The organism is Kitasatospora sp. NPDC127111, assembly GCF_042677465.1.
Classification (GTDB): domain Bacteria; phylum Actinomycetota; class Actinomycetes; order Streptomycetales; family Streptomycetaceae; genus Kitasatospora.
Genome location: NZ_JBHXTG010000023.1, coordinates 25686 through 50298 on the forward strand (window position 1 = coordinate 25686; position 24613 = coordinate 50298).

18 protein-coding genes and 1 riboswitch are annotated in these 24613 nt (G+C 72.2%); of the genes, 6 read left to right on the forward strand and 12 right to left on the reverse strand.

Annotated elements, in window-relative coordinates:
• Positions 1-116: 116 nt before the first annotated feature.
• The 7 genes from ACFVHB_RS16550 to ACFVHB_RS16580 all read right to left on the reverse strand — a co-directional run bounded on the left by ACFVHB_RS16550 (position 117) and on the right by ACFVHB_RS16580 (position 9867).
• A complete protein-coding gene (locus ACFVHB_RS16550; RefSeq protein WP_380321630.1) occupies positions 117-1637 on the reverse strand; it encodes a sensor histidine kinase in 1521 nt (506 codons plus the stop codon).
• A gap of 498 nt (positions 1638-2135) precedes the next feature.
• Positions 2136-3194, reverse strand: a complete 1059-nt coding sequence (locus ACFVHB_RS16555) for an SIS domain-containing protein (RefSeq protein ID WP_380321633.1) — start codon at positions 3192-3194, stop codon at positions 2136-2138.
• Positions 3195-3374: 180 nt separating this feature from the next.
• On the reverse strand, positions 3375-4673 hold the full coding sequence (locus tag ACFVHB_RS16560; RefSeq protein WP_380321809.1) for an extracellular solute-binding protein: 1299 nt from the start codon (positions 4671-4673) through the stop codon (positions 3375-3377).
• Positions 4674-5122: 449 nt separating this feature from the next.
• Entirely contained in the window at positions 5123-6676 is a 1554-nt protein-coding gene (locus ACFVHB_RS16565) for a glycoside hydrolase family 3 protein (protein WP_380321636.1), read from the reverse strand.
• A gap of 6 nt (positions 6677-6682) precedes the next feature.
• Positions 6683-7513 carry a carbohydrate ABC transporter permease gene (locus ACFVHB_RS16570; RefSeq protein ID WP_380321639.1) on the reverse strand — a complete coding sequence of 277 codons (831 nt, stop codon included), beginning with the start codon at positions 7511-7513 and terminating at the stop codon, positions 6683-6685.
• Complete coding sequence (locus ACFVHB_RS16575) at positions 7510-8535, reverse strand: carbohydrate ABC transporter permease (RefSeq protein ID WP_380321642.1); 1026 nt, start codon at positions 8533-8535, stop codon at positions 7510-7512. Before ACFVHB_RS16575 ends, ACFVHB_RS16570 begins: the two co-directional genes overlap by 4 nt.
• Positions 8536-8577: 42 nt before the next feature.
• Positions 8578-9867, reverse strand: a complete 1290-nt coding sequence (locus ACFVHB_RS16580; RefSeq protein ID WP_380321645.1) for an extracellular solute-binding protein — start codon at positions 9865-9867, stop codon at positions 8578-8580.
• Positions 9868-10203: 336 nt separating this feature from the next.
• On the opposite strand from ACFVHB_RS16580, the gene ACFVHB_RS16585 reads away from it, so the two are divergent.
• The 6 genes from ACFVHB_RS16585 (at position 10204) to ACFVHB_RS16610 (ending at position 17194) form a co-directional block, all read left to right on the forward strand.
• A complete protein-coding gene (locus ACFVHB_RS16585) occupies positions 10204-10995 on the forward strand; it encodes a GntR family transcriptional regulator (protein ID WP_380321648.1) in 792 nt (263 codons plus the stop codon).
• A gap of 285 nt (positions 10996-11280) precedes the next feature.
• Complete coding sequence (locus ACFVHB_RS16590) at positions 11281-11550, forward strand: DUF3311 domain-containing protein (protein WP_380321651.1); 270 nt, start codon at positions 11281-11283, stop codon at positions 11548-11550.
• Entirely contained in the window at positions 11547-13160 is a 1614-nt protein-coding gene (gene mctP, locus ACFVHB_RS16595; protein ID WP_380321654.1) for a monocarboxylate uptake permease MctP, read from the forward strand. Before ACFVHB_RS16590 ends, mctP begins: the two co-directional genes overlap by 4 nt.
• Before the next feature lie 166 nt (positions 13161-13326).
• Positions 13327-14172 (forward strand): histidine phosphatase family protein, encoded by an 846-nt coding sequence (locus ACFVHB_RS16600; RefSeq protein WP_380321657.1) that lies wholly within the window; start codon positions 13327-13329, stop codon positions 14170-14172.
• A gap of 152 nt (positions 14173-14324) precedes the next feature.
• On the forward strand, positions 14325-14822 hold the full coding sequence (locus ACFVHB_RS16605; protein WP_380321660.1) for a GNAT family N-acetyltransferase: 498 nt from the start codon (positions 14325-14327) through the stop codon (positions 14820-14822).
• Between the two features lie 125 nt (positions 14823-14947).
• The gene (locus tag ACFVHB_RS16610) at positions 14948-17194 is read left to right on the forward strand and encodes an acyltransferase family protein (protein ID WP_380321663.1); all 2247 of its coding nucleotides are present in this window, start codon (positions 14948-14950) and stop codon (positions 17192-17194) included.
• Here the strand turns inward: ACFVHB_RS16610 and ACFVHB_RS16615 are convergent.
• The 5 genes from ACFVHB_RS16615 to ACFVHB_RS16635 form a co-directional block, all read right to left on the reverse strand.
• Entirely contained in the window at positions 17164-18384 is a 1221-nt protein-coding gene (locus ACFVHB_RS16615; RefSeq protein WP_380321666.1) for a glycoside hydrolase family 113, read from the reverse strand. The genes ACFVHB_RS16610 and ACFVHB_RS16615 overlap by 31 nt on opposite strands.
• A 54-nt stretch (positions 18385-18438) precedes the next feature.
• Positions 18439-19890, reverse strand: coding sequence for a glycosyltransferase family 2 protein (locus ACFVHB_RS16620; protein ID WP_380321669.1), 1452 nt, complete (start codon positions 19888-19890; stop codon positions 18439-18441).
• Between the two features lie 66 nt (positions 19891-19956).
• Positions 19957-20823, reverse strand: a complete 867-nt coding sequence (locus ACFVHB_RS16625) for a hypothetical protein (RefSeq protein ID WP_380321671.1) — start codon at positions 20821-20823, stop codon at positions 19957-19959.
• A 155-nt stretch (positions 20824-20978) separates the two neighbouring features.
• The gene (locus tag ACFVHB_RS16630; RefSeq protein ID WP_380321674.1) at positions 20979-22445 is read right to left on the reverse strand and encodes a glycoside hydrolase family 26 protein; all 1467 of its coding nucleotides are present in this window, start codon (positions 22443-22445) and stop codon (positions 20979-20981) included.
• Positions 22446-22778: 333 nt separating this feature from the next.
• On the reverse strand, positions 22779-24119 hold the full coding sequence (locus tag ACFVHB_RS16635; protein WP_380321677.1) for a hypothetical protein: 1341 nt from the start codon (positions 24117-24119) through the stop codon (positions 22779-22781).
• Positions 24120-24438: 319 nt separating this feature from the next.
• A riboswitch (cobalamin riboswitch) is annotated at positions 24439-24580 on the forward strand.
• Positions 24581-24613: the final 33 nt, after the last annotated feature.

Here is a 24613-nt window from a genome sequence, read left to right on the forward strand (position 1 = left end):
CGCCCCCGGTGCGCGGGGTGTACCCCGCCGGGGGGGGGGGGGGGGGCGGCGGGCGGGGGGCCCGCGGCCCCCCCACCCCTCCCACTGCTCGGCGCACCTCACCGCACCGGCCCCCTTCAGCGCACCGGGATCTCCAGGACGACCTTGGTCCCGCCGTTCGGGCCGGCCACCATGTCGAAGGTGCCGCCCAGCTCGCCGGTGGCCAGGGTGCGGACGATCTGCAGCCCGAGGTTGCCCGCCTGCTGCGGGTCGAAGCCCTCCGGCATCCCCTTGCCGTCGTCCTGCACGGTGATCAGCAGGTACTCCTCCGGCTTGGCACCGCCGTTCCAGCTGTCCGACCATCCCATGCCGGTGGCCGGCGCCCGGCCGCGCAGCGCGGAGACCTCCAGGTTGCCGGAGGCGGTCGGCCCGAAGGCGTGCTCCAGGGCGTTCTGCAGCAGCTCGGTCAGGACCATCGACAGCGGCGTGGCCACCTCCGCGGAGAGGATGCCGAAGCTGCCGGTGCGGCGGGTCGCCACCCGGCCGTCCTGGGACAGCTCCATCACCATCGCCAGCACCCGGTCGGCGATCTCGTCGAAGGCGACCTGCTCGTCCAGCGCCTGCGAGAGCGTCTCGTGCACGATCGCGATCGAGCCGACCCGGCGGACCGCCTCGTCCAGCGCGGCCCGGCCGGCCTCCGACTCCATCCGGCGGGACTGCAGCCGCAGCAGCGCGGCCACCGTCTGCAGGTTGTTCTTCACCCGGTGGTGGATCTCCCGGATGGTCGCGTCCTTCGTCATCAGCTCGCGGTCGCGCCGGCGCAGCTCCGTGACGTCGCGGCAGAGCACCAGCGAGCCGGTCAGGGTGCCCTTGGGCTTGAGCGGGATGGCCCGCAGGGTGACGACTCCGCCCTGGGCCTCCACCTCGGTCTGCCGGGGCGCCCAACCGCTCGCCAGCTTCACCAGCGCCTCGTGCACGGCCGCCCGGGACGGCGGGACGAGCTCGGCGGTGGCGCGGCCGAGGTGGCTGCCGACCAGGTCGGTGGTGAGGCCGAGCCGGTGGTAGGCGGAGAGCGCGTTGGGGCTGGCGTAGGTGACGATGCCGTCGGCGTCCAGGCGGATCAGACCGTCGCCGACCCGGGGCGCGGCGTCCATGTCGGTCTGCTCGACGCCGGGGTACGGGAAGGCGCCGGCGGCGATCATCTGGGCCAGGTCGGAGGCGCTCTGCAGGTAGGTGAGCTCCAGCCGGCTGGGGGTGCGGACGGTCAGCAGGTTGGTGTTGCGGGCGATCACGCCGAGCACCTTGCCCTCGCGCCGCACGGGGATCGACTCGACCCGGACGGGCACCTCCTCGCGCCACTCCGGGTCGCCCTCGCGCACGATCCGCCCCTCGTCGAAGGCGGCGTCCAGCAGCGGGCGGCGGCCGCGCGGGACGAGGTGGCCGACCATGTCGTCCTGGTACGAGGTGGGGCCGGTGTTCGGGCGCATCTGGGCCACCGAGACGTACCGGATGCCGTCCCAGGTCGGGATCCACAGGACCAGGTCGGCGAAGGAGAGGTCGGAGAGCAGCTGCCACTCCGAGACCAGCATGTGGAGCCACTCCACATCGGCACCGGTCAGGGTGGTGTGGCGGCGGACGAGTTCGTTCAGCGAGGGCACATGGCGAGGGTAGCTCCAGGGTCGCCGGAGCGGCCTGTCGCACCCGCCCGCGCCGACCGCCCGCACCGGCCGCACCGACCGCACCGACCGCCCGCACTGGTCCCCCGCGCCGGCCCTCCGGAGTGCCGCGGGCCCTGCCCCGAGGTTGTTTAGACCAATTTCCGGGGAGACCTGGACAAGCCAGATTGGTCTAGTCCACAATGGAAGGGCACCAAGGAGAGGCCCTCCGCGCAACTGCCCTGACCCGCGCGAGGCCCCTCCTCGGTCGGACGCCGTCGAGCGAGGACCCCGCACAGTCCTCGGTCGTCCCCGGCGCCCGACGACAGCTCCGGGCTGCGGTGCCGCACGGGTTGAGGGTCCCGTGTCGGCGCCGTGGCCCGTAGTGCTTTCCGGGTGCGCGAAGCCGCGTTCCGCCGCTCACGGGAACGCCGAACCCCGTCCACAGCCTGTGGACGGGGTTCGGCGTTCCGGTCGCTGCTCGCCCGCTCGCCGGGGGCGTCAGTGGGTCTCGGTGACCTTCGCCAGGGCGCGCGGGGCGTCCGGGTCCTGGCCGCGGGCGATGGTGACCTCGTAGGCCAGCTGCTGCAGCGGCAGGATCTCCAGAATGGTCTGGACCTCCTCGGGCACCCCGGCCGGCAGCGCGAAGCCCGCCGAGGCGGCGTCGACCTGCGCCTGCTGGCCGATCACCACCAGGTCCGCGCCGCGGCCGCGCAGGCGGTCCAGCACCGGCTGCAGGGCCTCTCCGCCCTTGCCGTCCGGAACGATCGCGATGACCGGGGAGACGTTGTCGACCATGGCCAGCGGACCGTGCAGCAGGTCGGCGCCGGAGAACGGGGAGGCCGGGATGTAGGTGGTCTCCATCAGCTTCAGCGCCGCCTCGCGGGCGGTCGGGTAGCCGTAGCCGCGCGAGGTGATGACCAGGCGCTGGGCGAAGCGGTAGCGCTCGGCCAGGGCCTTCACCTCGCCCTGGCGGGCCAGGATGCCGGCGGCCAGCGAGGGCAGCTCCTTGGCGGCCGAGCCGTCACCTCCGCGCAGGCCCTCCACCAGCAGGTAGAGCGCCAGCAGCTCGGCGGTGTAGGTCTTGGTGGCGGGCAGCGCCTTCTCCGGGCCGGCCAGCACGTCGATGTGGAACTCGGAGACCTCGGCCAGCGGCGAGGCGGCGTTGTTGGTGACCGCCAGGGTGATGGCACCGGCCTCGCGGGCGGCCTTGGTGGAGGCCACCAGGTCCGGCGAGCCGCCGGACTGGCTGACGGTGATCACCAGCACGTCGGTGAGGTCCGGCTTGGCGCCGTACGCGGTGGTGGTCGACATCGAGGTCAGGCCGGCCGGCTTGCCGAGCAGGATCTCGATCAGGTACTTGGCGTAGAGCGCCGCGTTGTCGGACGTGCCGCGCGCGGTGAGCAGGACGAAGCGCGGGTTGCGGGCGGCGATCTCGGCCGCGATCTCGAAGATCTTCGGGGCGCCCTCGTCGAGGATGCGCTGGAGGACGGCCGGCTGCTCGGCCATCTCCGCCGCCATGATCCGGCCGGGGACGGGGACAGTCTGCGTGTCGGACATCTGGGTGTGCCTCCGATGAGATGGTTCTACCCCACACGGGCGGGGATGCCCGGCGGGGACCTCTACGGCGGCGAGTCCGCACACTCGCTGCGGTGATTCCTGCGGCAATCCTACGGGGGCCGCCCCCGGGGAGCACATCGCCGTCCCCGGGGGCGGTCGCCCGCGCGCGCCGGGCGGGTGTCAGCCCGCCTTGTTGATCAGCTGGTCGATCGCGGCGTCCGCCTCCTTGGCGGCCTGGTCCACCGGCTTGTTGTTCTTGAGGATGGCGGTCAGCATGTCCGGCAGGATCTTCTGCTTCTCGATCGCGCCCCAGCCCGGCGCCAGCGGCGTGAACCAGGCGTCCGGCACCGCGTTGGCCGCGGCGGCCGTGGCCGGCTTGCTCTTCAGCGGGTTCAGCTGGGTCAGGTTGTTCGGCAGGATGTCCTTGTCGGCCAGCGCCTGCTGGGACTTGGTGCTGGTGAACATCCGGATCCAGTCGGCGGCCAGCGCGGCCGACTGCGACTTGGCGGTGACGGCGAGGTCCGAGCCGCCGATGAAGGTCGGCAGCGGCTTGCCGCCCGGGCCGGGCATGGTGGCCACCTTGACGGCGTCCTTGAGGTTCGGGTCACCGGTGACCGGCGCGACCACGCTGGCCGCCTCGTAGCCGTTGCCGTAGAAGGCGGCGGCGTGCCCGCGCGCCATCGCCTCGTACTGGTTCAGCTCGTTCACCGCCAGGTCGCCCTTGTTGTACTTGCGGACCAGCTCGACGAAGTGGCTGATGCCCTGCACGGACTTGGGGTCGCTGAGCGTGCCGTGCCAGTTGCCGCTGCCGTCGAAGCGGGCGATGGCGCCGCCGTACGCCGAGACGTAGCTCATCGCGGCGTACCAGTACGGGCCGGGCAGGTAGAGCGCGGAGTAGGTCTTGTCGGCCTTGTTCTTGTCGGCCACCCGGTCCAGCGCCGAGCGCAGCTCGTCCTCGGTCCTGGGGAAGTCCGCGCTGCCGGTGGCCGCCTGGAAGGCCGCCGAGTTGTAGACGGCCACCCGGGCGCCCGCGTAGTACGGCACGCACCAGAGCTTGTCCTGGTAGGTGCAGGTGTTGGCGAGCGCCTTGATCCAGCTGTCGGCGTTGTCGAAGCTGCTGCGCTCCACCGGGGCCAGCGCGCCGGACAGCACGTACTTCATGGTCTCGGTGTTGCCGAGCTCCACGACGTCCGGGGCGTTGCCCTCGGCGATCGCCTTGTCCAGCCGGGTGACCTTGTCGGCCCAACCCTGGTAGGAGAGCCGCAGGGTGACGTTCGGGTACTTGTGGGCGAACTCGTCGTTGACCCGCTGGACGAGGTCCGGCCAGTTCTTCTGGGCGTCCTCCATCAGCCAGACCGTGACCGTCCCGGTCGCCGACTTCGGGTCGGCCGGGCCGCCCTTGCCGTCCGTGGACGGCGAGCCGCCCGGGGAACAGGCCGTCAGTCCGGCGGCCAGCGCCACGATCGCGGTCGTCGCCATGAGCTGACGCTTCTTCACGCCATCCTCCGAGGGTGTTAGAGCCTGGATGCCCGCCGGCAACGTGCTGGCACCCGTCGGGGAGTCGTCTCCATGAAGGGGCGGCGATGTGCTTCGGGAAGGGCCGATACCACATCCGGCGAGGTTGAAGTTCGAACCGGATGGACTGGAGCCTGGCCTAGACCACTGGTGGTGTCAACGCCAAATGGCCCGGCCGCAAAGGCCGTTGCAGACCTGTTGTACCGCGTGGCGATCAGTCGCGGCGCCATCACCCTAAGTAGGACTTAAGGCTGTCTTAAGACGGATTTGAGGGACCCCCGCCACCCGGCGTCCCCGCAGGTCAACACGGGGGCGAGGGGCGGGGAAACGGAACGGGCCCGTCATGCGACATGCGCATGACGGGCCCGTTCCCGGGTGCCTCCCGGCACCCCGGGTCACGGTCCTGACGGACCTCAGCCGATCGCTCCCGGCTGCCCGGTGAGCACCTCCACGGCCGCCAGGCCGCAGACCCGGGCGGCGCCGTGGGTGGCGATGTGCAGCGCGCCGACCGGCTCGGACTGCGGCAGCCCCATCTCGACCACCGCGGCGTCCGGCCGGGCCGCCACCAGGCGGGCCAGCGCGGCCGACATCCACTCGTGCCGGTGGGCGTCCCGGACCACCAGCACCAGGCGGCGGCCCTCGGCGCCGGCCAGCACCTCGGCCACCAGCGCGTCCAGCCGCTCCGGCGAGGCCTCCTGCGGGCCCACCTCGCGGGTGCGGGTGCCGGGGAAGCGGTCGGCCAGCATGCCGCCCACGCCCCACGGGGTCACGTCGCCCACGGCGATGTTGGGCTCGTCCGAGAACGAGGCCACGTACGGCCGCTCGGTCACCGGCAGCACCTCGCGGCCCGGCGCCCGGACCACCCGCAGCGCCCGGCGGGCGGCCCGCAGGCCGACCGCCAGGTCCGGCTCCAGCCGCTCCCCCTGGGCCGCGATCCGGCCCCAGCTGCCGAGCGCGCGCACCCGGCCGGCGGCGTCGGCCAGCCGCTCCTCCGGCAGCTTCCCGGACCGCACGCCCGCCACGATGGCGTCGCGCAGCATCAGGACGGTCTCCTCGTCGGCCAGGCCGCCGCCGACGCAGATCGCGTCCGCACCGGCCGCCAGGGCCAGCACGGTGCCCTCGCCCATGCCGAAGGTGTCGGCGATGGCGCCCATCTCGATCGCGTCGCTGACGATCAGGCCCTGGTAGCCGAGACCGCCGTCGGCCGGCGCGGCCCGCAGCAGGTCGCGCAGCACCCGCGGGCTGAGCGTGGCCGGCAGCTTCGGGTCGAGCGCCGGGATCATGATGTGGGCGGTCATCACGGCCTTGGTCCCGGCGGCGATGGCCGCCTCGAACGGGACCAGGTCGCGGGCGCGCAGCACGTCCAGGTCGACGTCGATCACCGGCAGGCCGTGGTGCGAGTCGACGGCGGTGTCGCCGTGGCCGGGGAAGTGCTTCGAGCAGGCGGCCACGCCGGCCGACTGCAGGCCCTCCACCCAGGCGGCGGTGTGCCGGGCGCACAGCTCCGGGTCGGCCCCGAACGAGCGGACGCCGATCACCGGGTTGCGCGGGTTGGAGTTGACGTCCGCGGTGGGCGCCCAGTTGTAGTTGACGCCGGCCGCGGCCAGCGCCCGGCCGAGCTCGCGGGCGACGTCGCGGGTCAGCGCCGGGTCGTCGATCGCGCCGAGGGCGAAGTTGCCCGGCCAGGAGGAGCCGGAGCCGGCCTCCAGGCGGGTGACGTCGCCGCTCTCCTCGTCGATCGCGATCAGCAGGTCCGGGTTCTCCTCGCGCAGCGCCCCGGTGAGCGCGGCGAGCTGCTCCAGGTCGGTGACGTTGCGGTCGAACAGCGCGACCGAGCCGAGCCCGGCCGCCAGGTGGCGGCGGACCCACTCCGGCGGCTCGGTGCCGACGAAGCCGGGCTGGAGGACGGTCAGCGCGTCGCGGTGCAGCTGGTCACTGGCGGGCAGGGTGGGGATGAGGATGCTCACGTGGGGTCAGCCCTTCACGGCGCCGTCGGTCAGTCCGCCCACGGCCTTGCGCTGCAGGAAGACGAAGAGGATCAGGATCGGGACCGCGAAGAGGGTGGAGGCGGCCATGGTGGCGCCCCAGTCGGTGCCGAAGTTGGTCTGGAACGAGGAGAGCCAGAGCGGGAGGGTCTGGAACTCCTCCTTCTTGTTCAGGATGTTCACCAGCGGGAACTCGTTCCACGCGGTGATGAACCCGAACAGCGAGGTCGACATCAGACCGGGCGCGAGCAGCGGGAAGATCACCTTCAGGAAGGCCTGGGTGCGGGTGCAGCCGTCCACCATCGCCGACTCCTCCAGCTCCTTGGGCACGGCGGCGATGAAGCCGCGCAGCGTCCAGATCGTGAAGGGCAGCACCATCATCAGGTAGAGCGCGGTCAGCGGGACCAGGCTGTTGAGCATGTCGTTGTCGCGGACCAGCAGGTACGCCGCGATGATCATGACCTCCCAGGGCGCCATCTGGGCCGCCATCACGACCAGCACGAAGCTCTTGCGGCCGCGGAAGCGCATCCGCGCGATCGCGAAGGAGGCCAGCGTGGCGATCACCAGCGAGCCGAGCACCGCGCCGACGGTGACGACCAGGCTGTTGGTGACGTACGTCCAGAAGTGCGGGGCGTCGACGGCCTTCTGGAAGTGCTCCAGGGTCGCGTCCAGCGGGACGAAGACCGGGGTCCGGCTGATGATGTCGTTGTCCCGCTTGAAGGCGGTCGCGAACATCCAGTAGACGGGGAAGATGAAGAAGACGAAGAGGACGACCGCGATCACGTTCGGCCAGGTGCGTCCGATGAGCGAGCGCCTCACAGCTCGTCCTCCTGCTTCAGAATGATGCGGAAGTAGTACGCCATCAGCGCAGCCAGCATCAGGATGGTGAGTACCGCGATCGCGGAGCCGACGCCGAAGCGCTGGGAGCCGAAGCCTTCGAGGAAGGCGTGGACGGGCAGGGTCCGGGTGAGCCCGTCGGGGCCGCCCTTGTTGATCAGGTAGACCTGGGTGAAGGCCTTGAAGACCCAGATGACCTCCAGGAAGGTCGTGGCCAGGAAGAACGGCTTCATGATCGGGTAGATCACCGCGCCGAAGATCTTGAACGCTCCGGCGCCGTCCATCCGGGCCGCCTCGTAGAGCTCCTTCGGGATGGTGGTCAGGCCCGCGTACATGTTGAACGCCACGAACGGGATCGAGCCCCAGACGATCAGCAGGACGATCACGAAGAAGGTCGAGTACTGGCCCTCGGTCCAGTTGTAGTGGGCCATGCCGTGCCAGCCCAGCCTGTCCAGGAACCAGTTGACGACACCGAAGTTCTGGTCGAACAGCCACTGGTAGACGGTGGTCGCGGCGACCACCGGCATCGCCCAGGCCAGGATCAGCGAGATCGAGAGCGCGAGCCGCATCCGCTTGCCGAGCCGGTCGAGCAGCAGGCCGACGAGGGTGCCGAAGAACATGATCAGGACGACGTTGACGGCGGTGAACGCCACCGTGCGGCCGGTGACCGACCAGAACTCCGCGTTGGTCAGCTGGTCGGTGTAGTTCTCCAGGCCGTTCCACTCGGTCAGGTGCTGGATCAGCTGACGCTTGTTGAGGTTCTGGAACGACACCAGGACGGTCTTGAGCAGCGGCCAGCCGAGCAGGACCAGGGTCGCCGCGATGGCCGGCAACAGCAGCAGGTACGGCGTCGGGCTCACGCGCGCGGCGCGCGCCCCGACCGGTCTGCCGCTCTTCTTCGGGGTGGCTCGGGCGACGAGGACGTCACCCTCCTCCGTACCGGCCACAGCAGCCTTCCCTGAATCCGGGGACTGCGTCCGCACCCGCTCCGAATGCACAGCCATCGTTCTCTCTTCCTGACAACCTGACCGACGCCGCTCGACTGCTTACTGCTTCTGGTTGAGACGCTTCGCGATCTCGTCGTCGGCCTTCTTGGCGGCGGCCGCGTAGTCACCCGTCAGGGCGCCGGTCAGGAACTCCTTGATCGGGTTCGGCTCGTTCTCCACGTTCGCCCAGTTCGGGGTGTTCGGGGTGATCGCGCCGTTGGCCGAGGCCGGCAGGGCGGCCTTGGCGAAGTCGCCGGTGACCTGGCTGTTCAGCGCGGCCTTGTTCGGGACGTTGCCCGCGGCCGCGACCAGACCCTCGTTCTTGTCGTTGAGGGCGATCTTCAGGAAGTCCTTGGCCATGTCGGTGTTCTTGCTGGCCTGGGCGATGGCCAGGTTCGAGCCGCCGAGGAAGACGCCGGAGGACTTGTCGGCCGCCTTGCCCGGCAGCGGGAAGAAGCCGATCTTGCTCGCCGGCAGGACCTCCTCCTTCGGGAGCTCCCAGCCGAGGCCGATGATGGCGCCGATGTCACCCTTGCCGAAGACGTCCTTCTGCTGCGGGGTGGCCTCGTCCTTGTCCTTCGGACCGGTGGCCGAGTAGCCCTGCAGCTTCTTGTAGGTCTCGAAGGCCTTCTGCGCCTCGGGGGAGGACAGGCCGCCGACCCACTTGTCGCCCTCCTTCTTGGCCAGCTTGCCGCCCTCGCTGGTGAGGAGACCGAAGTAGGTGTACCACTCCTGGCCCGGCATGTAGATCGGGTCGGTGACGCCCGCCGTGGCCTTCAGCTTCTCCAGGTCGGCGTAGAACTCCTCCAGCGTCTTCGGCGCGGCGCTCAGGCCGGCCTTGGCCCACAGGTCCTTGTTGTAGGCGACGACGCGGTTGGTGACGAACCACGGGGCGGCGTACTGCTTGCCCTCCAGGATCGCGGAGTCGTTCTGGTTCGCGGCCCAGTCGGCACCGCCCAGGGCGGCCTTGTCCTTGGTGATGTCGAGCAGACCGCCGGTGGCGGCGTAGCCCGCGGTCTGGGTGTTGCCGACCTCCAGGACGTCGACGGAGCCCTCGGACAGCGCGGCGGTGACCTTGGCGCCGATGCCGTTCCACTTCTGGATCTGGAAGTCGACCTTGGCGCCCGGGTAGGCGGTCTCGAAGTCGGCCTTGACGGAGTCCGTCCAGCCCTTCGGGGCGGAGCCGTCCATCAGCCACACGGTCAGGGTCTTGCCGCTGTAGTTCTTGGCCGCCGCGGAGGACGAGCCGCCCTTGGCGTCGCCGCCGTCCTTCTTGGCGTCCGAACCACAAGCCGCCAGGCCGACGACCATTGCTGCGACGCCGACCGCCGCGATGAGCTGACGCTTCACGCCATCCTCCTGAGGGATGCCTGGGTTACCCCCGTCGGGTGGCAGCGGCATACCCGCGGAAAGCGGGAGGAACGGTGCCGCGGACCCCAGCGAACGGGTGGGGGGATTCGTAGTGACCGGCCTAGTGGTGTAGACCAGATGCCTGGAGCTTGGCCTAGACCAATGGGCCTGTCAACGGCTGTTCGAGCCATCCGGACCACCCGTTATCAAGCCGACACCGCACATCGTTCATCGCGTGATGAGGTATTCGTTCCGTAGCCATACATGCAACGATGTGAGCTGTTAACGATGTGGCGGGGCCCCGAAGGGCCGCGCGAGAAGCGGGAGACAGGTCCGATGAGCAGCGACGGGGGCAGCACGGCCCAGGTCAACGACCCCCAGGTGAAGAACCTCCCGACGCAGTCCGGTGCGGACCCGACCGCGCGGGTGCCGAAGTACTACGGCCTCAAGCGCCACCTGCTGCAGCTCACCGAGACCCAGCCCGCCGGCACGCCCGTCCCGCCGGAGCGGGCGCTGGCCGCCCAGTTCGACACCTCGCGCACCACCGTCCGCCAGGCCCTCCAGGAGCTGGTGGTCGAGGGGCGGCTGGAGCGCATCCAGGGCAAGGGCACCTTCGTCGCCAAGCCCAAGGTCGCCCAGGCCCTCCAGCTGACCTCCTACACCGAGGACATGCGCGCCCAGGGCCTGGAGCCCACCTCCCGGCTGATCGAGATCGGCTACATCACCGCCGACGACCGGCTCGCCCCGCTGCTGGACATCAAGCCCGGCGGCCGCGTGCTGCGGATCGAGCGGCTCCGGCTGGCCAACGGCGACCCGATGGCGATCGAGGTGGCCCACCTCTCCGCCAAGCGCTTCCCCGCCCTGCGCCGCAACCTGGCCAAGCACAACTCGCTGTACGCGGCCCTGCGCGAGGTGTACGGGGTCACCGTGGCCGAGGCCGAGGAGACCATCGAGACCACCCTGGCCACCCCGCGCGAGGCCGGGCTGCTCGGCTCCGACGTCGGCCTGCCGATGCTCCAGCTCTCCCGGCACTCCTTCGACGCCGAGGGCAACCCGGTGGAGTGGGTGCGCTCGATCTACCGCGGCGACCGCTACAAGTTCATCACCCGGCTGAAGCGCCCGGAGTAGACCGAGCGCCCTCCGAACCCCACCGAAACCCTCCGAGCCCCGGCGTGCGCAGGCGTGCGCCGGGGCTCGCGTGTGTCCGGATATCGGGAAGTTCTGTCTTTTCCGGTGACACAGATCACTTCATGCTCTAGATTTCGCAGCCGTTATGACTGCCGATCACCAGTGGTGCTGCTCGGCGGGTCTCGGGGGGATCGTGCGGCCCCGCGGGGCTGCGGCGCCGACCGGGTGAGCCCTCCTCGGGAGCGGAGCCGATCCATGTCGTCAGAAGTCGAAACCGAACCTGTCATGCCCGAGCCACCCGGCCCGGCCCCCGTGCCCGCGGTGACGCCGGAGCGGGTGCTGGCGGGGCTCGCCCTGCTCGTCCCGATCGTCGCGATGCTCTGGGTGTCCTCGTACGACAAGACCGACCCGTACGCGGGCGGGGTGCCGTTCTTCTACTGGTACCAGCTGCTCTGGGTGCCCGTCTCCGCCGTGTTCACGGTGGCCGCGTACCTGCTGATCAACCGGGACGAGAAGGCCCGCAAGGCCGCCCGGAAGGCGGGTGGCGCGCGATGAACGGCGTCAACGTGCCCGCCCTGACGGTGTTCGTGCTCTTCTTCCTCCTGGTCACCGTGATGGGCTTCCTCGCCTCGCGCTGGCGCAAGGCCGACAACGCCCTGCACCTGGACGAGTGGGGCCTGGGCGGCCGCAGCTTCGGGACCTGGGTCACCTGGTTCCTGCTCGGCGGCGACCTCTACACCGCCTACACCTTCGTGGCCGTCCCGGCGGCCGTGTACGCGACCGGTGCGGCCGGGTTCTTCGCGGTGCCGTACACGATCATCGCGTACCCGCTGGTGTTCCTCTTCCTGCCCCGGCTCTGGTCCGTCTCCCGGGTGCACGGGTACGTCACCCCGGCCGACTTCGTGCGCGGGCGCTACGGCTCCAAGCCGCTCTCGCTGGTCGTGGCGCTGACCGGGATCCTGGCCACCATGCCGTACATCGCGCTGCAGCTGGTCGGCATCCAGGCGGTGCTGGACGTGCTGGGCGTCGGCGGCGGCGAGAACGCCAACTGGTTCGTCAAGGACCTTCCGCTGTTCATCGCCTTCGGCGTGCTGGCCGCGTACACCTACTCCTCCGGGCTGCGGGCCCCGGCGCTGATCGCGTTCGTCAAGGACACCCTGATCTACATCGTGATCATCGTCGCGGTGATCTACATCCCGATCCGGCTCGGCGGCTACGGCCACATCTTCGACGCCGTGGGCCAGAAGTTCAGCGCCCCCAAGGCGGCCGGCTCGCTGACCGTGCCGGAGAACAAGCAGTGGACGTTCGCCACGCTGGCGCTCGGCTCGGCGATGGCGCTGTTCATGTACCCGCACTCGGTGACCGGCGTGCTGGCGTCCAAGTCCCGCAACACGGTGCGCCGCAACATGGCGATCATGCCCGCCTACTCGCTGATGCTGGGCCTGCTGGCGCTGCTCGGCTTCATGGCGATCGCGGCCGGCATCGGCAAGGGCGACAAGAAGTTCAACGCCCAGCTCTCGGTGCCGCAGCTGTTCGAGGACATGTTCCCGGACTGGTTCACCGGCGTCGCCTTCGCGGCGATCGGGATCGGCGCGCTGGTGCCGGCCGCGATCATGTCGATCGCGGCGGCCAACCTGTTCACCCGCAACGTCTACAAGGAGTACCTGAAGCCGGCCGCCACCCCGGCCGACGAGACCCGGGTCGCCAAGATCGCCTCGCTGCTGGTGAAGGTCGGCGCCCTGGTCTTCGTGCTCACCATGGACAAGCAGGCGGCGATCAACCTGCAGCTGCTCGGCGGCCTCTGGATCCTGCAGACCTTCGTCTCCATCGTCGGCGGCCTGTTCACCCGCTGGTTCCACCACTGGGCGCTGTTCGCCGGCTGGGCGGTCGGCATGATCTACGGCACCTGGGAGGCGTACGACATCGCCAGCCCCGCCACCAAGCACTTCGGCGGCAACGCGGCCGAGATCCCCGGCATCGGCGAGCTCGGCTACATCGGGCTGACCGCCTTCGTGCTCAACCTGCTGGTCTCGGTCGTGCTCACGCTGGTGCTCAAGGCGGTCAAGGCGCCGGAGGGCCCGGACGAGACCCGCCCCGGCGACTACAGCGCCGAAACCGGTGACGAAGAGCTGAAGAACGCGCCGGAGCCCGTGGCGGCGCACTGATTGGCCGTGCGCGCGCCCTGTGATCGCGCCGTCTCCTCCGTGAACACTGGAGGAGGCGGCGCGATCATATGTATGAACGGCCGCACGCACCGGGTACCACCGGACGAGCCGGCAGCCGGCCGGCCGACCGACCGACCCACGGATCGACCCACGGGGAGCAGCGGCGATGGCAGAAACCGGCACCACTCTCAACGGCCAGCACCAGTCCACCCACGCGCCCGGCGCACCGCTCGGCGTGGCGGCGCCGCCGCCGATCGCCACGGCGCCGCCCGTCGCGGGGCCCGCCACGGCGCCGCCCTCCGCGGCGCCCGGGAGCGTGCTGCCGTCCGTCCTGATCGCCACCCGGCACGGCGAGTCCACCGCCAACGTGGAGTTCCAGCTCGCCGAGGCGACCGGCGCGCTGAGCGTGCCGATCAGCTGCCGGGACGCCGACATCCCGCTGTCGCTGCACGGCCGGCAGCAGGCCCAGGCCCTCGGCCGCTGGTGGGCCGGCCTGCCCAGCGCCGACCGCCCGCGCAGCGTCTGGTGCTCGCCGTACGTGCGCACCGCCGAGACCGCCCGGATCGCGCTCGCCCAGGCCGCCGGGCTGGGCGCCGTCCCGGTCTCGCTGCCCGTCCGCTACGACGAGCGGCTGCGCGACCGCGAGCTGGGCGTCCTGGAGATGCTGCCCAAGGCCGCCATCGAGGCCAAGCACCCGGAGGAGGCCGCCAGACGGCGCAAGATGGGCGAGCTGTACTACCGGCCGCCCGGCGGCGAGTCCTGGGCGGACGTGGCGCTGCGGGTGCGCAGCCTGCTCCGCGACCTCTGCGCCGAGGAGGCCGGCCGGCCCGTCCTGCTGGTCGCGCACGACTGCACGGTGCTGATGCTCCGCTACGCGCTGGACCGGCTCACCGAGGCGCAGCTGACCGCGCTGGAGCCGGTGCGCAACTGTTCCACCAGCCTCTGGCGCGCCGAGGGCGGGCGGCTGCGCCCGGCGCACTGGAACGAGACCGGGCACCTGGCCGCGGGCTGAGACGGGGCCCAGCCGGCGCCGCCCGCCCGTGCCGGCCCGCCGCCGTCCGTCCCGCCGTTCCGCCGTCCCGTGGCCCCGCCGCCGTCCGTCCCGGCGTCCCGGCGTCCGCCCCGGCGTCCGCCCGCCCGCGGCGGCTCGGGCAGACTGGCCGGATGGACATCGTCATCCGCCCCGCCCGGGAAGAGGACCTCGAAGCCGCCGGCCGGATCAGCGTCGAGGCCTTCGTCGGCGGGGGCTTCACCTCGCCCGACAGCCAGTACGTCGGGCTCCTGCGCGACACCGCCCGGCGGGCCCGGGAGGCCGAGCTCCTCGTCGCGGCCGCCCCGGCCGACGGCTTCGAGGTGGTCGGCTGCGTGACCTTCGCCGCGGGCGGCACGGAGTGGGCGGACATCGCGACCCCCGAGGAGGGCGAGATCCGGATGCTGGCCACCGCCGCGGCCGCCCGCGGCCGGGGTGTCGGCGAGGCGCTGGTCCGGGCCTGCGTGGCCCGCAGCCGCGAACTCGGCCTGGCCGGGATGGCCTTCTCCACCCGCCCCGACATGACGGCCGCTCACCGGATCTACGAGCGGCTCGGCTTCCGGCGCACGCCCGAACGCGACTGGTCGCCGTACCCGGGCGCGGACCTGCTGGTCTACACGATGGCCTTCTGACGGACGGTTCGCCGACGGAGCGCCCTTCAGGGGGGTGGCCGACGGACGATCAAAGCAGGTCTTTTGATATAAACCTCTGATCGAGACACGTCGTGGTAGCCCATCGATCCGGGGAGTTGCACCTCATGTACGACGGGCCCAGCCTCGGCGCGCCCTCGACGGCGAGCGGACCCACGCTGCAGGACATGCGGGAGGCCCGGGGCATCCCGGCCCCCCGCGGCAGCCGGTACGCGATCCCCGCCGAACCGCCCAAGCCCCGCCACCCGGTGCCGCCGTCGGTGCGCTTCGACGCGGTGGACGGACTGCGCGGCCTGGCCATCGCGTCCGTCCTGCTCTACCACACCAACTGGTTCCAGAACGGCCTGTTCGGCGTCGACGCGTTCTTCGTCCTCTCCGGCTTCCTGGTCACCCTGGTGCTGATCCGCGAGCTGGACCGCACCGACGGGATCGCCCTCGGCGTCTTCTACCGCCGCCGGGCCAAGCGGCTGCTGCCCGGCCTGCTGGCGACCGTGCTGCTGGTGGTCGTCCTCTCCGCCCTGTTCAGCCCGCTCAAGGACGTCCGGGACCTGCGGCCGCAGGCGCTGGCCGCACTGGCCCAGATCGCCAACTGGGCCCAGCTGGAGCGCGGTGACGCCTACTGGCAGCACTTCGCCGGGATCGACCCGCTGGCCGCGATGTGGTCGCTCAGCATCACCGAGCAGTTCTACGTGGTCTGGCCGCTGCTGCTGCTGATCATCTTCGCCGTCTGCCGCCGCTCGCTCGCCGCGGCCGGCGCGGTGACCGCCGTGCTGTTCGCGGGCGCGGCCGCCGTCGCCCCGCTGATGTGGAACGGCTCCAACAGCGACCGCCTCTACCTGGGCACCGAGTCCCGCGCGGTCGGCTTCGCGGCCGGCGCCACCGCGGCCTTCGTGGTGTACCTGCGGCTGCGGCGGAGGGCCAAGGAGGCCGGGGAGTCCGGTTCGCGCTCCGAGCGGCGCTCGCAGGCCCGGTCGGGCCCGGCCGGCACCGCGGTGCTCACCGCCCTCGGCACGCTGGCGCTGGGCGGCCTGGTCTGGGCCAGCCTCAGCGTGGACACCTACCACGAGCCCTGGCTCTACCAGGGCGGCCTGGCCGGCGTCGCGGCGCTCGCGGCCGTCCTCGCCGCCTCGCTCTGCCACGACCGCGGCCCGCTGGTGTGGCTGCTGTCGCTCGCCCCGCTGCGGCTCACCGGCACCATCTCGTACAGCCTCTACCTGCTGCACCTGCCGGTCTACTGGATGCTCCAGCGCTTCGTCGACGACATCTCGCCGCAGCTGCTGCTGGCGATCGGCGCCCCGGTCTCCTGGGTGCTGGCCTGGCTGCTGCACACCGGCACCGAGAAGGTCCGGGTGCTGCGCTGGCGGCCCTGGCCGACCATCCCGCTGCTGGCCGCCGCCACCCTGACGGCCACCGCCGGCGCCTGGTTCCTGCCGGCCTGGGTCGAGCACGACATGCGCTCCGGTTCGGCCGACAAGCCGCTGGTGCTCGCGCTCGGCGACTCCTTCTCGGAGGACCTCGCCACCGGCCTGTACCGGCACGGCGACCGGTACCGGGTGGTCGACGGCGGGATCAGCGGCTGCGGCGTGTTCGGCTCGGAGAAGGTGCGCGGCACGTCCAAGGTGGAGTTCGACACCACCGACGCCTGCCGGGACCGCACCTCGCTCTGGACCAGGCAGCTGGACGACGCCGGGGCCAAGGCGGTCGTCCTGCACCTCGGCTGGGACGCCGCCGAGCAGTACCTCGACGGCACCTGGCTCAACCCCTGCGACGAGGACTACCGCAACCACTACACCGCCCAGCTGGCCCGGGCCGTGGACCTGGTCCGCGAGCGCGGGCACGGCGCCCGGGTGCTGCTGATGAACGAGCGGGTGCAGAACGGCGCGATCGACAAGACCTGGGGCACCTGCTACAACCAGCAGATCGCCGACTTCGTGAAGGCCTCCGCCGGCTCCGTCCACCTGGTCGACCTGAACGCCTTCTACTGCCCCGGCGGGACGTGCCTCTGGAAGGACCGCGACGGCCACCTGGTCTCCCCCGCCACCGACGGCGTGCACCTGACCCCGGCCGGCATGCGGCTGGTGACGCCCTGGCTGGAGAAGCAGATCTCGGACGTCCTGGCCTCCGCCCCGGACGCTCCGGCCCCGCGGCCCGCGGCGACCACCGCCGCCCCGCCGCAGGCCGGGCCGGCCGACCCGGCGCCCGCGGCCGAGCAGCCGGCCCCGACCGCGTCGCCCACCCCGTCGCACCCACCGACCACCAGGCCCAGCCCCAGCCCCAGCCGCAAGCCGAGCAGCAGCCCGAGGGCCACCCAGCCGGCGGCGAGTCAGCCGGCCGGGGCCGCCGCGGGCGGCTGAGCCGCCGGCACCTCGTAGGTCTGCGCGAAGCACTTGCGGATGGCCTCCTCGGAGGCCGGACGCCCCGCGAAGTCCATCCGCGGGGTGTCCTGGTTGGTCGGCAGGGTCGGGTCGATGCCGAAGTACAGCGACCAGAAGTAGACGCCGGCCAGCTTGCGCTCCTGCGCCACCTGGCAGACCGCGGTGAACCAGGTCGCCTGCACGGGCTCGTTCAGCTCGCGCTTGGTGTAGAAGTCACCGGGCGTCTTGTAGGCGCCCTTCTGCGCCGGGATGCCCACCTCGGTCAGCTTGGTGGCCGGCTGCGGGCCCTTGCCGCGCTTGTCCAGCCAGCCGTGCCAACTGGCCGCCAGGTCGGCCACCGAGGCGTCGTCGCCGAGCGACTTGGCCGGGAAGTAGGCGTCGACCCCGGTCTGCTCGGTCGGCACCGGGATGGCGCCCTTCGACCAGTTGTCCCAGTTGGCGTCGTACACCACCTCGCCGTGGAAGGTCTTCTTCGCCTGTTCCACCAGCCCGGCCCACTGCGGCGCGTTCTCCAGCGAGTTGAACTCGGTGCCGATGGTGAACTCGGTCGCGCCGTGCTCCTGGGCGGTCTTCAGGTACGGCGCCAGGAAGGTCGCGTAGCTGGCGAACCAGGCGTCCTTGTCGGTGGGGGCGATGTTGCCGCGCCAGCCGTCCTTGACCGCCTTGAGCGACTCCTCGTCCAGGATCGGCCGGACGGTGGTGCGCAGACCGGCCCGCTTCGCGGTGTCCAGCAGCAGCGCCAGCCGCTCCGGGGCGGGCGTGGTCGGCCGGGCGGCGACCGCGTTGGACTTGGCGCCCGTGGTGTAGAAGGGGAACGAGACCGAGAGCGCGTTGGCGTTCAGTCCGACCACGTACTTGACGATGCGGTCCGCCTTGCCCTGGACGAAGGTCTCCGGGTCGGCCGGGTCGTCCAGCCAGTACACCTGGACGCCCCACTCGGGACTGCCCTTCGCCCACGGGCGGGCCACCTTGGGGCCGGTGTCCTCGGCCGCCGGCGCGTCCTTGCCGAAGCCCCAGACCCGGCCCTGCTCCTGGGCGGCACCGGCCCAGTGCACCTCGGTCGGCCGCTTGTGGTCGAACTTGAGCGGGTGGTCGCCCCAGACGAGCGGGACGGCCACGGTGATGCCGAGCACGGCGGTCGGCAGGATGAAGATGACGAAGCGTTTCATAGTCCTGGCAGCAGTTTCCTGGCAGCAGTTCCCGGCCGCCGGTCAGGCCGGCGGTCAGGCCGGCTTGGCGATCACGACGAACTTGTTCTCCTCGCGGCGCAGGAACTTGATCAGTCCCCGCAGGCCGCCCCAGCCCTCCAGGAAGGAGAACAGCGGGATGGCGGCGACCACGACGATCGGCTCCCACCACTTGCGGCGGTGGTTGGCCGAGCCCACCACGTTGAGCCGCAGGCCCTCCCAGTACGTCCAGATGACGTAGGCGAAGTTGATCGACCAGAGCAGCACCACGGACTGGGTCACCGGCGAGGTGTTCATCGTCCCGGTGAACCAGGCGACCAGCAGGACGAGTCCGACGTGCTGCAGCGGGCCGAGCACCCAGCTGACCATGCCCATCCCGATGAACAGCCGGAACCGCAGCGGGATGGTCTTGTTGAAGCAGAGCGCCACCAGGCCCCAAGCCCAGCGCTCGCGCTGCTTGAGGAAGTCCTTGACGCCCGCCGGCGAGGCGCCGTAGCAGCGGCCGTTGAACCAGTCGCTGCGGCCCGGGTAGCGCAGGCAGAAGTTCAGCGCCATCTGGGCGTCCTCGACGATGGTCTTCGGGCCGAAGTCCCAGCCGATGGTGGCCTCCACCGAGGAGCGCACCAGCAGCAGTTCGCCGTGCACGCCGGCGATCGGCGTCCCGGTACCGGTCATCGCGCGGAACCGGGCGATGTCGTCGGCCGGGCGGATCGCGTCGGCGAGCCAGGTGAAGGTGGAGACGGCGTTCTCCCGCGGGTACGTCAGGATGCCCTGCGCCATGTGCTTGGCGTCGTCCCCGGCGCGGCGCTGCCGGTTGATGAACTGGGCGACCGCGGCGGCGGTGTCCGGCCCGACGCCGGTGTCGTCGTCCATGTGCAGCACCCAGACGTCGTCCTCGGCCTCGCCCTCCTCGATCCGCAGCTCGTGCGAGTAGTGGTTGGCGCGGGCCTTGAACTTGGTGCCGTTGGGCGTCTCGTACGCCTTCGGGACGGTCACCACCCGGATCAGCGGGTGGGTGGCGGCCAGGTCGTCGATCTTCTCGGCGGCCGCGCAGCCCTCCTCGGTGAGGATGTCCACCCGCATCCACGGGAAGTACGCCGGCAGGTGCTCGACGTACGAGAGCACCGAGCGCTCCAGCGCCGGGTAGGTGTCGTGCCGCCCGATGGTCGGCACCAGCACGATCAGGTAGTCGTCCTCGGCCGGCGCCGGCGGGGTCATCTTGTCCACCTGCCGCAGCCGGCGGCGGACCATCAGCACGCCCTGGAAACCGATCAGCACGCCGAACACCGGCATGCCCCAGAGGATGGTGATGGCCCATCCGAGCGGGGTCGGGTTGGGCACGTACGCCCAGACCGAGAAGCAGAAGATGATCAGGAAGGAGACGTAGAACGGGGAGACCCGGGGCTTCCACGACATCTGCCGGTCGGCGAGCCGAGCCGCCTCGCGGGACGTGGTCAGGACCGTCCGCACGGGTGCTGCTGATGACATGGTGACAGTGGTTCCTCGTCTGGTTCGTCGGTCGTCCACCCGCCCGGTCCGGGCGGGTCGTACGGGCTATCCCTGGTGCGGGGGCGGGGTGCCGGGGGCCGGCGGGACCGGCCCCGGGGCCACCGGGCCGGGAGCCACCGGGCCGGGGGCGACCGGCGGGGCCGGCCAGGGCTGCTGGGGCGCCGGCGGCTGCGGCTGGGCCTGCGGCGGCTGGGCCGGTGGCTGCTGCGGCGCCCAGGCGGGCTGGGTGGGCTGCTGGACCTGCTGGGGCTGCACCTGCTGGGCGGGCAGCGGCTGCGGCCACGCCTGCTGGGGCTGCACCGGCGGCTGGGGCTGCGGCGGACCGCCGAACGGCTGCGACTGGACCGGCTGCTGACCCGGGGCCTGGTCCTGCGGGAGCGTCTGCCGCAACGACCAGTGCAGCTGGTCCGGCTGCGTCGCGAACGGCGACGGCTGCCCGCCGCCCGCCCACGCCGCCGGCGCCGGCGCCCAGCCCGCCCCGGCCCCCCGGCGCAGCGAGGTGACCAGCAGCAGCACCAGCGCGCCGGTCACCAGCACGCCGGCCCCGAAGGTGAACAGCTTCAGCCAGCCCTGGGTGGTGCCCGTGAACCAGCTCCGCTGCGGCTCGTCCAGCAGGGCGCCGGTCAGGCTGCGCACCCGGTTGTAGCCCTCGACCAGCGCCACGCCGACCGCCACCCCGCGCGCCCACTCCCGGCCGCGGAGCAGCAGGATGCCCGAGGTCAGGTACAGGGCGGCGTAGTTGAGGCTGCCGGTCTCGGCGCCCATCGAGGAACCGCCGTAGTAGAAGATGCCCTTGACGAAGGTCATGAAGCCGACCTGCCAGAAGCAGTTGTACGCCGCCCACGCGAGCAGCACGGCCCCCCAGGCCACGGCGAGGCCGCCGGCCAGGCGGTTCGGACGCGCCTGTGTCATCTCCCGTACCCCCGCCCCTGCCGGGCGCTCCCGGCGTCAACCCGATTCCGCGCCACAGGATGCCACACGCGCGAACGGACCCGGAATTCCCGGGGTTCGGGGCGCCCGCGGCGTGTAACCAAAGTCACCGGGGCGGCACCGGGCCGCGCGGCCGGTCACCGTACGTGCAGGCCGCTCCAGTCGACGCCGGGGTTGAACGTGCCGGAGCCGCCGGTGAGTGCCAGGCCGTTGCCGTAGGTGGCCTTGACGTCGGCGTTCGAGTTGCGCGGCTGGTCCGGCGTCAGGTTGCCGTCCGTCAGCGACTGCCCCCAGACCGTCCAGATCGTCCACGGGGTGCGGCGCAGGGTGTCCGGCTGGCGGGCGTTGACCGGGACGGCGAAGGACTCGGCCAGGATCCGCGGCTTCCCGTAGCCGGCCAGTCCGTCGTAGTAGCGCTTGGTCCACACCTCGCCGGTGCCGATCGGGTGCGCCGGGCTGCCGCTGTAGTCGTCCACGCCGACCACGTCGACGTACCGCGCGCCCGGGTAGTAGTCCCACGGGTCGACGCCCGGGGCGCCGTCCCAGGAGACCGGGGTCCAGGCGAACAGCAGGTTGTGCAGGCCCCTGGTCTCCACCAGGTAGTGGTAGGTGATCCGCCAGAGCGCCTGGTACTCGGCCGGCTTGCGGCCGGACCACCAGAAGCCGCGGGTGCAGTCGGCCGCGTTCATCTCGTGGTACGGGCGCAGCAGCACCGGGACGTCGTGCGCGGCCAGGTACTCCAGGTGGTCGGCCAGGTAGGAGAGGTCCTTGAGCAGGGCGCGGTACTCGGGGGTGTCGCCCGCGCTGTCCACGACGCGGCCGAACCAGCCCGGGTCCTTGGCGGCGGGCGAGGAGGAGCAGAGCACCCGGTCGAAGGACTTCACGTCCGAGCCCGGGTAGGGCTGGTGGAAGGACATCCCGACCAGGCCGGCCGGGGCGCCGCCGTTGTCGGGCAGCTCGGTGGTGGTGCCGTCGCAGTTCTTCTGGACGCCGGACGCGCCGTAGGTGCCGTCCTCGGCGCGCGGGTGGCCGGACCAGACGGCGGTCATCAGGTCGACGGCGTCGTCGGTGTACTGCCAGCCGGTGGCGCAGGCCGGCCAGCGGCCCTGCGAGTACGAGCGCGGGTTGCCGACGCCCCAGCCGGTCTGGCCGTACCCGGGGCCGAGGTCGGTCTCCACGAAACCGGGCAGCTTGCCGGTGATGTCGGCGGCCTTCCGGTAGTAGTAGCCGACCGGCTTGGCCCCGGGGTAGTCGCCGTACTGGGGGTTGTAGCGCTCGTTGTGCGCCTCGACGTGCTGGCCGATCACCGTCCCGCCGGAACGGCCCGCCCGGGCCTCGCGCTCCAGGTCGGCGAGGAGCTGCTGGACGGCCCGGGCGTTCGGGGAGGCCTTCGGGTCGCGGGCCAGCAGTTCGCGGCCGACCTCGGGCGGCAGGGTGCGGCCGGCGCCGTTGAGGGTGAGTTCGCTGCGGGTGGTGGGCCCGGGCGCGGGCTCGCCGTCGGCCCGGCCGTCGTGGCCGGCCAGGACGACCGCCCCGGCGGCCAGGACGGCACCGGCCGCCGCCAGCACGGCCGGCTTGGCGCGCAGCGCTCGGGGCAGGGCCACGGACACTCCTCCGGATGCTGACCGGCACCGGCCTGCGCCGTCACAACCGGAACACACGTACGACTGACTGACTGGCGGTGAGCCTGCCACACTCCCCGGACCCGGGCGAGCGGACGCGCCCGGTGCTTCGGGTCGGGGTGCGGGGGCGGTCACCGCGTACGGGCGGGCCGGGCGCGGCGGTCCTGGGCGCGGGCGGCCTGAGCGTGCGGACGGGCCTGGGTGCGGGCGGGCCCGGGCGTGCGACGGGCCCGGGCGTGCGACGGGCCCGGGCGTGCGGGCTCGCCCCGGCGGTCTCCCGGCCGGGGCGCACCCGCTACGCGTCCGGAGCGGGCGTCAGCCCGCGGGGGTGGCGGCCGGGGCGCCGGCCGGGGCGGCCGACTTGGCACGCTGGAGCAGCTGGTTCTTCACGTGCTCGCCGAAGCCCGGGGCCGCCGCGGTGGCGGTGGCGTCCGCGGTGTTGCCGCCCTTGGCGGAGCCCTCGACGGTGAAGTACGCGTACCGGCCCAGGGTGGCCTTGGTGTTGGTGCAGCCCGGCGTGGCGCAGAAGGCCGGCGAGCCCGGGGCGGCGGCGCCCTTGAGGTGGCCGACGTAGCTCTTCATCGAGGTCTCGGCCTGCTGCTTGTGGTCGAAGACCGCGACGCCGACCGTCACCGCGCTGTCGCCCGAGACGTACGTGGCCCGGAGCACCTGGCGGCAGCCCTGGTCACCGAGGACCTTGCCGAGGCCGCCGACCGTGGAGTTGCCGTCCCAGCAGGGCGAGTCGAGCGAGACCACGGTCCGGTTCCAGGTGGCGCCGTTGACGGTCACGGTGAGCGCCGAGAACAGCGCGGCCGCGTCCTGCGGCGCCGGGTCGGTGGTGGCCTCCCAGATCGGCTTCGACGGGTCCTCGGGCACGGCGGCGCTCGGGCTGCCGCTCGCGGACGGCTTGCCGGAGGGCGACGACGCCGGGGTGGTCGCGGTGGCGGTCGGGGTCGGCTCGGCGACCGTCTTCTTGCCGCCGTCGTCCTTCTTCATGAACATCAGACCGCCGGCGATCAGGCCACCGACCACGACGACGGCGACGGCGGCGCCGATGATCTTCATCCGGCCCTTGCGCTTGGCCTCGGCCTCGTTCCGGTCGGCCAGGGCCGCCCAGTCCGGCTCGCTGGAGAGCTGCGGCTGGACCGGCTGGGGCTGGGGCTGCCACTGCTGCTGCGGCGGCATCCCCTGCACGGGCGGCTGGGGCTGCACGGGCTGAGGCTGCATCGGCTGCGGCTGGACAGGCTGCGGCTGCACCGGAGGCTGGACCTGCTGCGGCGGCACCGGCTGAGGCTGCACCGGCTGCGGGTGCACGGGCTGAGGCTGCACGGGCTGCGGCGCGGGCGGCTGCGGCTGTACCGGGGGCTGGACCTGCTGCGGCACCGGCTGCGGCGCGGGCGGCGGGGCCTGCACCGGCTGCGGCGCGGGCGGCTGCGGCTGCACCGGCTGCGGCGCGGGCGGCTGCGGCACGGCGGGCACCGGCGGTACCACCGGCTGCTGCTGCGGCACCGGCGGCCCGTACGAGGCGGGCGGCGGTCCGAACCCGCCCGGCGCCGGCGGCACCGGCTGCGCGCCGGGGTACGGCGCAGGAGGCACCGGCGCGGCCGGCGGCTGCCCCTGCGGTGCCTGTCCGGGTGCACCCGTTCCGTCGGTCATGCGTCCCCCTCGCTCCGCTCCCTCATGAGCCGAGATCGTAGGGCATGCTCCTGACGGTGGCTCCGCCCGGTGACCATACCGTTTCCCAATCCGGACACCGGCGGGCCATCCGCGGCCCCGCCGCGACCTCTCCGCCGGTCCCGCCCGGGCCCCGCGACCGGCCCCGCACCGGCCTCGCGACCGGCCCCTCCCGGGCCCCGCGACGGCACCGCCGGGGCCCCCGCGACGGCCCCTCCCAGGCCCCGCAAGGCCTCCGTGCCGGTACCACCGGTCATCACGCCAACACGCGGCGCTGCACAACATGTGGTGCCGCATCGAGCGGACACCACTAGATGTATGCTCACTCCTGCTGTCGACGCAGGGGAACCCGGTGCGAGTCCGGGACTGCCCCGCAGCGGTGTGCGGGCGGCTCCGACCAGAGCCCGCGAGTCCGAATACCTGCCGACGGCGTGCCTTCCGGCCTCCCCGCAGAGGCCTGCAGCCACGAGCAGTAC